Source organism: Dokdonella sp., from assembly GCF_017744955.1.
Taxonomy (GTDB): domain Bacteria; phylum Pseudomonadota; class Gammaproteobacteria; order Xanthomonadales; family Rhodanobacteraceae; genus Dokdonella_A.
In genome coordinates this window covers 181515-194158 of the sequence record NZ_JAGIAG010000005.1, presented here as the reverse complement: position 1 = coordinate 194158, position 12644 = coordinate 181515, and the positions used below count along the sequence as shown (strand labels likewise).

At 71.4% G+C, this 12644-nt stretch carries 9 protein-coding genes; 4 read left to right on the top strand and 5 right to left on the bottom strand.

Going from position 1 to position 12644, the window contains the following annotated elements:
- Positions 1 to 19: 19 nt before the first annotated feature.
- The 5 genes from J7520_RS12825 to J7520_RS12805 form a co-directional block, all read right to left on the bottom strand.
- Positions 20 to 2278, bottom strand: coding sequence for a molybdopterin cofactor-binding domain-containing protein (locus tag J7520_RS12825; RefSeq protein ID WP_291188841.1), 2259 nt, complete (start codon positions 2276 to 2278; stop codon positions 20 to 22).
- Complete coding sequence (locus tag J7520_RS12820; RefSeq protein WP_291188839.1) at positions 2275 to 2799, bottom strand: (2Fe-2S)-binding protein; 525 nt, start codon at positions 2797 to 2799, stop codon at positions 2275 to 2277. The genes J7520_RS12825 and J7520_RS12820 overlap by 4 nt, the downstream gene beginning before the upstream one ends.
- A 300-nt stretch (positions 2800 to 3099) precedes the next feature.
- On the bottom strand, positions 3100 to 3939 hold the full coding sequence (locus J7520_RS12815; protein ID WP_291188837.1) for a choice-of-anchor P family protein: 840 nt from the start codon (positions 3937 to 3939) through the stop codon (positions 3100 to 3102).
- A gap of 351 nt (positions 3940 to 4290) precedes the next feature.
- Positions 4291 to 5622 carry an amino acid permease gene (locus tag J7520_RS12810; RefSeq protein ID WP_291188835.1) on the bottom strand — a complete coding sequence of 444 codons (1332 nt, stop codon included), beginning with the start codon at positions 5620 to 5622 and terminating at the stop codon, positions 4291 to 4293.
- A gap of 92 nt (positions 5623 to 5714) precedes the next feature.
- A complete protein-coding gene (locus J7520_RS12805; protein ID WP_291188833.1) occupies positions 5715 to 6626 on the bottom strand; it encodes a PhzF family phenazine biosynthesis protein in 912 nt (303 codons plus the stop codon).
- Positions 6627 to 6787: 161 nt separating this feature from the next.
- Between J7520_RS12805 and J7520_RS12800 the strand changes: the two genes are divergently transcribed.
- The 4 genes from J7520_RS12800 to murD are packed head-to-tail and all read left to right on the top strand — an operon-like array spanning position 6788 to position 12635.
- Positions 6788 to 9409: a bifunctional aspartate kinase/diaminopimelate decarboxylase gene (locus J7520_RS12800; protein WP_291188831.1), complete on the top strand. Its 2622-nt coding sequence runs from the start codon at positions 6788 to 6790 to the stop codon at positions 9407 to 9409.
- On the top strand, positions 9406 to 9873 hold the full coding sequence (locus J7520_RS12795; protein WP_291188829.1) for a hypothetical protein: 468 nt from the start codon (positions 9406 to 9408) through the stop codon (positions 9871 to 9873). Before J7520_RS12800 ends, J7520_RS12795 begins: the two co-directional genes overlap by 4 nt.
- A complete protein-coding gene (murL, locus tag J7520_RS12790) occupies positions 9860 to 11203 on the top strand; it encodes a UDP-N-acetyl-alpha-D-muramoyl-L-alanyl-L-glutamate epimerase (RefSeq protein WP_291188827.1) in 1344 nt (447 codons plus the stop codon). The genes J7520_RS12795 and murL overlap by 14 nt, the downstream gene beginning before the upstream one ends.
- Complete coding sequence (gene murD / locus J7520_RS12785; protein WP_291188825.1) at positions 11190 to 12635, top strand: UDP-N-acetylmuramoyl-L-alanine--D-glutamate ligase; 1446 nt, start codon at positions 11190 to 11192, stop codon at positions 12633 to 12635. Before murL ends, murD begins: the two co-directional genes overlap by 14 nt.
- Positions 12636 to 12644: the final 9 nt, after the last annotated feature.

Genomic DNA, 12644 nt, shown 5'->3' with positions numbered 1-12644 from the left:
TGCCGCAGGCCCGGCAAGCTCACAGCCGCTTCAGCAGCTCCGGCATCAGCGGCAGCTTGCGCACGCGCACGGTCGTCGCGGCGTAGACCGCGTTCGCCAGCGCCGGCGCGGCGCTGGGTACGCCGATCTCGCCGGCGCCGCTGGGATCGGCGCTCGACTCGACCAGCACCACTTCGACGTCGCGCGGCGCCTGCGCCATGCGCAGCAGGGGATAGTCGGGGAAGTTCTTCTGCTGCACCTGGCCGTCCTTGACCGTGACGGAGAGGTTCAGCGCGGCGGAGACGGCGTCGAGCGTGCCGCCCATCATCTGCGCCTGCGCGCCGAGCGGATTGACGACGCGGCCGATGTCGGCGACGCAGACCGCGCGATGGATGCGCAGGTCGTCGCCCTCGACCGACACCTCGAACCCGTGCGCGGCGTAGCCGCCGAAGGTGTAGTGGCAGGCGATGCCGAGGCCGTGTCCGTCGGTGCGCTTGACGCCCCAGCCGATCTTCTCGGCGGCGAGCCGGAGCACGTGGGCGAGGCGGCCGGTGTCGATCATCGGCCCGCCGTGTCCCTGGTACGGAAGCTGGCGCGGCTCGCCGAGCAGGTCGAGCTGCAGCTTCAGCGCGTCCTGCTTGGTCGCCACCGCGATCTCGTCGATGAAGCTCTGGATCGCGAACGCCTGGAACGTGTGCACCGGCGCGCGCCAGGCGCCGCGCGGCATGCCCGACTCGAGCGCGAAGAAGCGCTTGTCGAGATTGTCGACCAGGCCGGCCGGAAAGTCGTCGGGCCCGAGGCAGCCGCTCCAGATCGGGCGCTTGGCGCCGTTGCGGTAGTCGCGCGTCGTCGCGGCGCAGCGATGCGACCAGCCGCTGACGCGCTTCTTGCGGTCGATCGCCGCCGCCATCGCGTGCACGCCGAACGGACGGTAGAAGTCGTGCTGCAGGTCGTCGTCGCGCGTCCACATCAGCTTGACCGGTCGACCGGCGGCCTTCGCGATCAGCACGGCCTCGGCGACGAAATCGTTCTGCAGGCGCCGGCCGAAGCCGCCGCCGGCGCGCGTCATGCGCACCTCGATGTCCTTGCGCGCGAGGCCGGTCAGGCGCGCGATCAGCTCCGAGGCGCCTTCCGGGTCCTGCAGCGAGGCGACCAGCCGCGCGCGGTCCTGCTTGATCTCGATCAGCGCGCCGGGCGGCTCCATCGTCGCGTGCGCCAGGAACGGCATCTCGTAGCGCGCCTCGACCACCTGGCGCGCCTGCTTGCGCGCCTTGGCGAAATCGCCGTCGACGCGCACTTCGGCGCCGTTCTCGTCCTTGTCGAGCAGCTCGTTCGCGCGTGCGGCGAGCGCGCCGGTGGATTCCTTCGCCCACGGGCCTTCCTTCCACGTGAGCTTGAGCGCCTCGCGCCCCTTCAGCGCGGCCCAGGTGTGGTCGGCGAGCACGGCGACGCCGGCCGCGAGCACGCCGTCGAGCGGCGCGTCCGGTTTCGGTCCGGGGATCGCGATCACGTCGCGCACGCCGGCGACCTTGCGCGTCTCGCCGTCGTCGAACGTGTCCAGCGTGCCGTCCAGGTGCGGGCAGCGCGCGATCACCGCGACCAGCGCGTTGGCGGCGTACTCGTCGATGCCGAAGCGGCTGCGGCCGGTGACGATCGCGCGCGCGTCGGCGGTGCGCGTCGGCTGGCCGATGATGCGGTACTGCTCGGGCGACTTCAGCGCCACCGGCTGGTCCGGCGGATTCAGCGCGGCGGCGCTGCGCGCGAGCGCGCCGTAGCTGAGCTTGCGCCCGTCCGGCGCGATCACCTGGCCGGCCTCGGTGCGCAGCGAATCGGCGGCGAGCTTCCATTCCGACGCGGCCGCCTGCACCAGCAGCCAGCGCGCCGTCGCGCCGGCCTGGCGCAGGTCTTTCCAGCCCTGCGGGATGCTGGTGCTGCCGCCGGCGCCTTGTTCGCCGTATTTGTTCGACGGTCCCTTGTCGGTGTCGACGTAGCCGTACGGCAGTTGCACGACGCGCACCTGCGACCAGTCGACGTCGAGTTCCTCGGCGATCAGCATCGGCAGCGACGTCATCACGCCCTGGCCGATCTCGCAGCCGCGCGCGCCGATCACGACGCGATTGTCGCGCTCGACGCGGATGAACGGCCCGAGCTGGGTGAGGTCGTCGCCGAGCAGTTCCGGCGGCAGGTCCTCGCCGCGTGCCGGGCGCAGGCCGATCAGCAGCGCGCCGCCGGCGGCCAGCGAGATGGTCAGGAAGCGGCGCCGGCCCGCATCGGGCCGCGACGGGTCGCGCAGACTCATTTCCCTTGGCCCTGGATCGACTCGGCCGCGCGCAGGATCGCCTTGCGGATGCGCGGGTAGGTGCCGCAGCGGCACAGGTTGCCGATGGCGGAGATGTCGTCCTCGCTCGGCTTGGGCTTGCGCTTGAGCAAGTCGACCGCGGCGAGGATCTGGCCGGCCTGGCAGTAGCCGCACTGCGCGACGTCCTCCTCGATCCAGGCTTGCTGCACCGGATGCAGCGCGTCGGTCTCCAGGCCCTCGATGGTGGTGATCCTGTGTTCGGCGACGGCCGCCATCGGCATCGTGCACGAGCGCACGGCCTTGCCGTCGAGCAGCACCGTACAGGCGCCGCAGGCGCCGACGCCGCAGCCGAACTTGGTGCCGGTCAGGCGCAGCGTGTCGCGCAGGAACCACAACAGCGGCATCTGCGGATCGCCTTCGTGGTAGTACGGCTTGTCGTTGACCGTCAGCGCCAGCGGCGCTCGCGGTTGCGCCGCGCTGCGCTTCGCCGAGGCTTCGGCGGCGGGTTCGGATTGGCTCATGCGACTCTCCACGAGATCCGCGGCGCAGGCGCGGCGGACGGATGCGGCGATTGTCGCATTCCGCGCCCGCATCGCACAGGCGGCGTCGAACGGCGGAGGAATCGGAGAGAAGGCGGGCGCTGCGTTGCGTCCGGTTTGCGCGGCGCCCAGGTTCCCGGCGAGATGGGGGGTCGCCGGGAGGGGTCCGGAATCTGGCGGGAACCGGACCCGACGGCGCGTCCTTGCGTCCGTGCAGGCCCCGGAGATGTGCGACGGTCCTTCCGGCAGCCGGGGCCCGCTGCCGGAGGGGAGGGTTCCGTGTCAGTGCGTACAGTCGATCCCGGCCGAGCTGTGCGCGACGATGACTTCGCCGCTGATCAGGTTGAGGATGTTCAGCGTGAGGCGCAGGCCATTGGAGGTCTTCGTCAGCTTGTTGATGCCGTCGCCTTCGACGGTCTGCTCGTTGAGGATCAGGGTCGCGCCGACAATGCCGGCCGGGATGTCCACGCCGGTGTTCGGCGGCGGATTGAGCGGCAGCGGCACGTCGATGCCGAGGATCGACAGGTGCACGTTGGCGAGGCCGACCGAGTCGTCCGGGCCGGTGCCGGGCGCGCCGTTGCCGCCGGCGCCGAGGTTGCCGGCGTCGAAGCCGTTGCCGTACAGGATGTCGTCGAGCAGGCCGTCCACCTGCTCTCCCTTGTTGGCCGTCGGCAGGCAGTAGCCGGCGACCAGCGATTTGGAACGGATCACGTCGGCGCTGAGCTGCAGCAGATTGACGCCGAGCAGGCCGACCGCGCTCAGGTTGAGGCCGGCGACCTGGCTCTGTCCGGCGGAGGCGCTGGTGGAGACGCCGGGCCGGTACTCCGCGGCGCTGGTCAACGCGCCGGTGGTCAGATGGACGAGGGCGGCGCTGCCGAACTCGAACGACGGCAGTACCTGCAGATCCGACAGCGGATCGACCGCCAGATCGATGTTCACCTCGGTTTGCGCATTGATGTTGACGGTGCTGCCGAGCAGCGTCAGCGTCACCGACACGTCGTAGGCGCTGGCGCTGCCGACTTCGGCCATCGCCGGCGTGGCGCCGCATGCGAGCGCCAGAACGGATGCGAGCGCCAGACGGCGACGCAGAGGAATCGAACGAATCGGGTTGGTGCGGAACATGATGACCTCCCAAGTGAGCTAGCCTGCCCGCTCATCATGTTCCCGCCGCATCTGCGCTCAACCTGTCATTTCTGACAGGCGCGAACCTGCGAATCTTCACGCCATCTGGACTTCCGGATGTCTAACGTATGCGCGCCTCGCAGATGAAGATCGCGTGAAAAGGGCGATGGCGCGGGGCCGGGGCCCACCGCAGTCGTCTCGGAAAAGCCCATCCGAAAAAGTCCCGATCCGCATCGACGCCGTCCGCACGTGCACGCGGACCTTCGCGAAGACCGCCGCGAGTCGCGGCTCCCGATTCGACGAACAGTCCGGCACCGGCATCGCCACGGGGCGGCTTTCCGCGAAAGTCCCTCAGCGCAGCAGACGCCGCCAGACGAAGTACACCGGCAGGCCGGCCACGGTGATCAGCGCGCCCATGCCGGCGTCGAAGGGATGGTTCCAGATCGTCACCGCGACCACGCACAGCACGACGGCGAGGAAGACCAGCGGCAGCAGCGGATACCACGGCGTGCGGAACGCGGTCGCCTCGGCCGCGTGTGCGCGGCGGTACCAGAACAGCGTGGCGATCACCGCCGCCATGCCGAGCCAGTCGCCGACGGTGGAGTAGTTCAGCAGCTGATCGAAGGTGCCGGTCAGGGCCAGCGCGCAGGCCCAGGCCGCGAGCAGCAGCAGGGCGACGTTGGGCGAGCGCCAGCGCGGATGCAGGCGGCCGGCGGAGCGGAAGAACACGCCGTCCGCGCCCATCACCTGGAACACGCGCGCCGCGCCGATCATCGAGATGTTGCAGAAGCCGAGCGTCGAGATCGCGATGCCGGCGGCGATCAGCCGCGCGCCGGTCTCGCCGAATGCGCGGCGCATCAGATCCGCGGCCGGCGCGCTGCTCGCGGCGAGGCCGTCGTGACCGAGCACGGCGAGGTAGGCGAGGTTGGTCAGCAAGTAGCACGCGGCGACCAGCAGCATGCCGAAGATCAGCGCGCGCGGCAGCGTGCGCTGCGGATCGCGCACCTCGCCGGCGATGTCGTTGACGTAGTACCAGCCGCCGTAGGAGAACAGCACCGGCATCAGCGCGCCGCCGAAGGCGAGCGGGCTGAACGTCGGCGTCGACGCGCTCGGCGCGGGCGCGCCGCCGAGGCTGAGTCCGATCGCGATCAGCGCGGCGATCGCGGCGAGCTTGAGCACGGTCAGGATGTTCTGCGCCAGCGAGCCGGCGCGGATGCCGAACCAGTTGATGCCGGCGAGGAACACGATCGTGGCGACCGCCCACGGCCCCGGATTGTCGATCGTCACGCCGAACGCTGCGCCGGCGTACTGCACGAACACCGTCGCCACCGCGGCGAGCGCGCCGGAATGGTTGACGATGAGCAGGTTCCAGCCGAACACGAACGCGACGATCAGCCCGAACGCCTCGCGCAGATAGACGTAGCCGCCGCCGGCCTGCGGCCGCCGCGCGCCGAGTTCGGCGTAGCACAGCGCGCCGATCAGCGCGATCACGCCGCCGACCGCCCACGCCGCCAGCAGCTCCGCCGCCGAACCGGTCTGCCGCGCGATCGCCGCCGGTGTCAGGAAGATGCCGGAGCCGATCACGCCGCCGACGACGATCATCGCGGCGTCCCAGGAGCCGAGGCGCCGGGCGTAGCTGACTGCGGGCGACGGGTTCGTCGCGGAGCCGTTGGGATCGGTCACGAGAGCTCCCGGCGCAAAGCGCGCATCATGCCGCACTCGCGCGACGGCGTCTGCGTCCGCACCGGCTCGGCGTCGACCGGAGTCCGCGTCGATCAGAACGTCAGCGTGCCGACGATGCAGGTGACGCACTCTCCGCCGATCTCGATAGGGCCGTCGCCAGCGTCGGCACGGACCTCGACATGGCCGTCGCGGCCGATCTCGCGTCCCTGGCTGACCCGGTAGCGCGGACAGATCGCGGCGAGCCCGCCGGATGCGCGCAGGAATGCCGCGATCGCGGCATTGGCGCTGCCGGTGACCGGGTCTTCCTCGATACCGTCGGCGGGGCAGAACGCGCGCACCGCCAGAGCGGCGTCGGCATCATCCTCGCGACCGAAGACGCACAGGCCGACGACGTCGACGTGCCGTTGCGTGAGCGCGGCGACCCGCGCGAAGTCGGGCCGCAGCGCGCGCACCTCGCGGGCGTCTCGCGCGGCGGCGACGAGCCAGCGCGCGCCGACGTCGACCAGGCGCGGCAGCGGCGCCTGCGCCAGCGCCGCGCCGAGCGCGTGCTCGCAATCGGCGAGCAGGATCGGCGAGGGCGGCTCCAGCCGCGCCGGCGGCGCTTGCACGAACAGGCGGCGTTCCCCGCCGGTGCGTTCGACGCGCAGCGGCAGCAGACCGGCGGCGCATTCGAGCACCAGCGCGTCGCGCTTGGCGAGGTCGGTGCGCGCGTCCAGCACGGCATGCGCGGTGCCGAGGGTCGGATGCCCGGCGAACGGCAGCTCCTGGCGCGGCGTGAAGATGCGCAGACGGAAGTCGGCCTGCGCGACGCTGGGCGCGAGCACGAAGGTCGTTTCCGACAGATTGGTCCAGTTCGCGAGCCGCTGCATCGCCGCGGTGTCCAGATCGTCGGCGTCGAAAACGACAGCCACCGGATTGCCGTAGCCGGCGCGGCGCGTGAACACGTCGATCTGCGCGTAGTGGCGCCGGCGAGGTGCGGCGTCGCCGATATGAGATTCGGTCATGAGCTCGGCGCGGGAGAAGGCGCGCCATTGTGCGCCATGCATGCACGCATGCGCGTTGCCGGCGCAAAGCCAGCGCTGCGCCCGCGTGCGGCCATGCCATTGCGTTCTGCTGCGCTGCACGAAAGAATGCCGCGGCTGCATTCAGCCCGAAGGACGTTCCCTTGAGTTCCGCCCCTGCGCCCGCTGCGGCGCCCTCCGTCATCGCCCGTCCGTGGGTCGTCATCAAGTTCGGCGGCACCTCGGTGTCGCGGCGCGAGCGCTGGGAGAACATCCGCCGCATCGCCGCGGCGCATCGCGCGCGCGATCGCCGCGTGGTGATCGTGGTGTCGGCGCTGTCCGGCATCACCGACCAGCTGAAGGCGATCGCCGAATCGCGCGGCGACGACGCGCGTTGCCGCGAGGTACAGGCGGCGATCGTCGAGCGTCACCAGGCGATGCGCGCGGAACTCGGTCTCGACGGCTGCGCGCGCATGGAGCAGCGGCTGGCCGATCTCGACCGGTTGATCGCCGATCCGCGCCGCGCGCAGGCCGCGGTCGCCTGGCAGGCCGAGGTGTTCGCGCTCGGCGAGCTGATGTCGAGTGCGCTCGGCGCCGATTTCCTCGACGCGAATGGACTGCCGACGCAATGGCTCGACGCGCGCGAGCACCTGCGCGCGACGCCGATCGCCAACCATAGCGCCTGGGCGCGCTATCTGTCCGCCAACGTGCCCGCGGCGCCGGATGCGCAATTCGCTTCCGCCTTGGCCGCGCGCGGCGACTGCTTCATCACGCAGGGTTTCATCGCGCGCAACGACCAGGCGGAGACGGTACTGCTCGGTCGCGGCGGTTCGGACACCTCGGCCGGCTACTTCGGCGCGTTGCTGAAAGCCGAACAGGTGGAAATCTGGACCGATGTGCCGGGTATGTTCAGCGCCAACCCGCGCGTGGTGCCGGAGGCGCGCCTGCTCGCGCGGCTCGACTACGAGGAAGCGCAGGAGATCGCCACCACCGGCGCCAAGGTGCTGCATCCGCGCTCGCTCGGGCCGCTGCGCCGCGCCGGTGTGCCGCTGGTCATCAAGGACACCCACCGGCCTCAGCTCGCCGGCACCGAGATCCGTGCCGTCGCCGCCGACGCGGCGCCGTGCGTGAAGGCGATCAGCGCGCGCAAGGGCGTCACCCTGATCTCGATGGAAACGGTCGGCATGTGGCAGCAGGTCGGCTTCCTCGCCGACGTGTTCGAGGCGTTCAAGCGCCACGGCCTGTCGGTCGACCTGATCGGTTCGGCCGAGACCAACGTCACCGTGTCGCTGGACCCGACCGAGAACCTGGTCAACTCCGACGTGCTCTCCGCGCTGGCGGCGGACCTCGCCAGGATCTGCCGCGTCAAGGTCATCGCGCCGTGCGCGGCGATCACCCTGGTCGGGCGCGGCATGCGCTCGCTGCTGCACAAGCTGTCCGGCGTGCTGGCCGAGTTCGGCGCGCTCGACGTGCACCTGATCAGCCAGTCTTCCAACAACCTCAACCTGACCTTCGTCGTCGACGAGGCGCTGGCCGACGATCTGATCCCGCGCCTGCACGCGCTGCTGATCCGCGCCGACGCGCTGCGCGCCGAGGACGGCGCCGTGTTCGGGCCGAGCTGGCGCGAACTCGGCGCCGACGCCGCCGCGCCGGTGCGCGAGACCTGGTGGATGCGCGAGCGGAGCGCCTTGCTCGAACTCGCCGCGGAACGCACGCCGCGCTACGTCTATTCGCTGGAGGCGGTGCGCGCGCAGGCGCGCGCGCTGCGTGCGCTCGGCGCGGTCGACCGCTGGCACTATGCGCTGAAGGCGAACCCGCATCCGGCGATCCTGCGCGCCCTGCACGAGGAGGGCTTCGCGTTCGAGTGCGTGTCGACGGCCGAGATCGACGCGGTGCGCTCGGCGCTGCCGCAGCTGGCGGTCGAGCGCATCCTGTTTACGCCGAACTTCGCGCCGCGCGAGGAGTACGCGCAGGCGCTCGCCGCCGGCGTGCGCACGACGCTCGACGCGCTGCATCCGCTGCAGCACTGGGGCGAGCTGTTCCGCGACCGCGAGATCCACCTGCGTCTCGACCTCGGCGTCGGCCGCGGCCATCACGACAAGGTCAAGACCGGCGGCGCGTCGTCGAAATTCGGCCTCGCGCTCGACCAGGTCGAGGAGTTCCGCACGCTGGCGCGGCGCCACGGCGCGCGCATCGTCGGCCTGCACGCGCACCTGGGTTCCGGCATCCTCGACGCCGGCCACTGGCGCGCGGTCTACGCGCAGCTCGCCAGTCTCGCCGAAGGCTTCAGCCGCATCGAGTCGATCGACGTCGGCGGCGGCCTCGGCGTGCCGTCGCGGCCGGACGAGACTCCGCTCGATCTCGCCGCGCTGGGCGCCGCGCTGGCCGAGGTGAAGAGCGCCTATCCGCAATTCCACCTGTGGCTGGAGCCGGGGCGCTTCCTCGTCGCCGATGCCGGCGTGCTGCTCGCGCGCGTGACTCAGGTCAAGCGCAAGGGCGCGGTCCACTACGTCGGCGTCGACGCCGGCATGAACTCGCTGATCCGTCCGGCGCTGTACGAGGCCTGGCACGAGATCGTCAACCTGACGCGCCTCGGCGAGCCGGCGCAGACGATGGTGCAGGTGGTCGGCCCGATCTGCGAGACCGGCGACGTGCTCGGCGCGAACCGGCGCCTGCCGGAGTGCCGCGAGGGCGACGTGATCCTGATCGCTCAGGCCGGCGCCTACGGCGCGGTGATGGCGTCGCGCTACAACCTGCGCGAACCGGCCACGGAGGACGTGCGGTGAGCCGCGCGCGCGTCTTGCTGCATCTCGCCGCGCTAGTGGTGCCGTTCGCGGTCGCCGCGGTGTGGTCGATCATCGCCAATCGCACCGACACCGGATTCGACCTGGAGCAGACCGTGATCTTCGGCGGCCTCGGCGCGCTGTCGGCGCAAGTCGCCGCGGCGCTGCGCTGGCGCGCGCTGGATCGTCGTGCGCACGCCGGGGAGGGCGCCTGGAAGGCCGGAATCGGCATGGCCGCGATCACCCACGTGCTGTTCGGCGTGTTGTTCGCCGCGGCGATGAACGCCTCGGTGCTGTGGCTGCAGCCGGAGGGCGCCAGCGGTGCCCGGGACGTGATGCTGCAGGTCGTGTTCTTCGTCGCGGTGTCGATGCTGGTCGTCGGCGTCGCGACATTTCCATTGACCGCGGCGCTGGCGCAGGGTATCGCCGCGCTGCGCCGCAAGGAGCTCGCCGATGGCGCTCGCTGATCCGCGCGCCGCCGGCGCGTTCCGCTTCGTCCGCCGCGACTACGCCGACGGCGTCGCTGCATTGGCATACGCCTTCGACGACGGCCCCGAGCTGGTCGAACGCATCGTCTTCCCCGACGCGCCGGCGCTGCCGCCGGAGCGCGCCGCTGCGTTCGAGGCGGCGCTCGATCTGCTGCACTGGATCGCCGGCGTCAGCTACTACAAGGCCGGCGTGCCGGGCCGGATCGAGGTCGAGTCGGCGACGCTCGACGCGTCGAGCGCGGCCTTCCTCGATGCCTTGTACCTGCACGGTCTCGGCGAGTTCGCGTATCACAACAAGCTCGACCTGCGCGGACGCATCCGTTTTCCGGGGCGGCGCGAGAGCGAAGAACGCACGGCGTCGCTGCGCCTGCCGCCGCGGACCCTGGTGCCGATCGGCGGCGGCAAGGACTCGCTGGTCAGCGTCGAGATCCTCAAGGCGGCCGGCGCGGACGCGACCGCGGTGTGGGTCGGCAACTCGCCGCTAATCGCCGCCTGCGCCGAGCGCACCGGGCTGCCGACATTGAACATCCGCCGCGAGCTGTCGCCGCTGCTGTTCGACTACAACAAGGCCGGCGCGTACAACGGGCACATCCCGGTCACCGCGATCAATTCGGCGATCCTGGTCGCCGCCGCGGTGCTGTACGGCTACGACGCGATCGCGTTCTCGAACGAGCGCTCGGCGTCGAGCGCGACGCTCGAGTACGACGGACAGCCGGTCAATCACCAGTGGAGCAAGGGCTGGGAGTTCGAACGCAGCTTCGGCGAACGGGTGCACGCGTGCGTCGCCGCCGATCTCCACTACTACTCGCTGCTGCGGCCGCTGTCGGAACTCGCCGTGGCCGAGCGGTTCGCGCGCAACACGCGCTACGACGAGTCGTTCTCCAGCTGCAACCGCAACTTCCGCATCCTCGGCGCCAAGCCGGCCGAGCGCTGGTGCGGGCAATGCCCGAAGTGCCATTTCGTCTTCCTCGCCCTTGCGCCGTTCATGCCCAAGCCGCGGCTGCTGGCGATCTTCGGACGCAACCTGCTCGACGACGCGGCGCTGGCGCCCGGCTTCGACGCGCTGATCGAATACCGCGACCACAAGCCGTTCGAATGCGTCGGCGAAGGCGTCGAATCGCGCGCCGCGTTCGCCGCCCTGGCGGCGCGCGCGGAATGGCGCGAGGACGCGCTGGTCGCGCGCTTCGTCGACGAGGTCGCGCCGCAGCTCGACGCGCACGGACTCGCGCTCGACGACTTGCTGGCGCCGTCCGGCGAACACCGCATCCCGGTACCGCTGCAGCCGTTCGTGTTCGATGCGCATCGCTGAGCTCGCCGATCGCCGCGTCGCCGTCTGGGGCTGCGGCCGGGAGGGCCGCGCGGCATTGGCGGCCTTGTACGCGCGGCTGCCGTCGTCGCGGCCGACGCTGTTCTGCAGCGAGGCGGAGGCGCGCGCGCTCGCCGCGGAGCGCGCGGAGGCCGCGCAGGCCATCGGGAGCGTCGACATCGTCACCACGCCTCCCGATGCCGCCGCGCTGTCCGCGTTCGACGTCGTGATCAAGTCGCCCGGCATCAGCGCCTACAAACCCGAGATTCTGGAGGCGCGGCGCAACGGCACGCGCTTCACTTCCGGCACCGCGTTGTGGTTCGCCGAGCACCCGCAGGCGCGCGTGATCGCGGTGACCGGCACCAAGGGCAAGAGCACGGTGACCGCGACGATCGCGCACCTGCTGCGCGCGTCCGGCCGGCGCGTCGCGCTGGCCGGCAACATCGGCCTGCCGCTGCTCGAACTGCTCGATCCGCCGCAGGCGCCGGACTGGTGGGTGGTGGAGCTGTCCAGTTTCCAGACGCGCGAAGCGACGCGCGTCGACGTCGCCGTGATCAACAATCTCTACGAGGAACATCTCGACTGGCACGGCACGCGCGAACGCTACGCCGAGGACAAGCTTGCGCTGGCCGCGGTGGCGCGGATCGTCGTCGCGAACGCCACGCAGACCTCGCTGCTCGCGCCGCTCGCCGCCCATCCGCAGGTGCTCGGCTTCGGCGGCGCCGACGGCTGGCACGTCGCCGGCGGTGCGATCCGGCACGGCGATCGCGTCGCGTTCGATCTCGCGCGCTCGCCGCTGCCGGGGCCGCACAATGCGTTGAACCTGTGCGCCGCGCTGGCAGCGCTGGAAGCGGCGGGGCTGGTCGAGGAATCCGGCCAAGAGGGACCGCTTCTCGATCGCGATCGGCAAGCGGCACAGGCGTTCGCGTCGGCCGCGGCGGCGTCGATCGCGACGTTCCGGCCGCTGCCGCATCGCCTGCAGACGCTCGGCGAGCACGACGGCCTGGTCTGGGTCGACGACAGCATCGCGACCACGCCGCAGGCGACGCTGGAAGCCTTGCTCAGCCTCGCCGGCCGCGCGGTGACGGTGCTGGTCGGCGGCTACGAGCGCGGCCTGGATTGGCGCGGCTTCGCCGAGCAGGTGCGCGCGCAGCCGCCGCAGGCGATCGTCGCGATGGGCGCGAATCGCGCGCGCATCGCAGCGCAGCTGCGCGACGTCGGCGGCGCGTACCGGCTGGAAGAGGCGGCCAGCGTGGAAGACGCCGTGCGCGCCGCGCGCGCGCTGACGCCGCCCGGCGGCGTGGTGCTGCTGTCGCCGGGTGCGCCGAGCTTCGACCAGTTCAAGGACTACGCCGAACGCGGCCGCCGCTTCGCCGAGCTGGCCGGCTTCGATCCGCTGGCGATCGGCGCGATCGAAGGACTCGGCATCGCCTGAGCCGCGCAA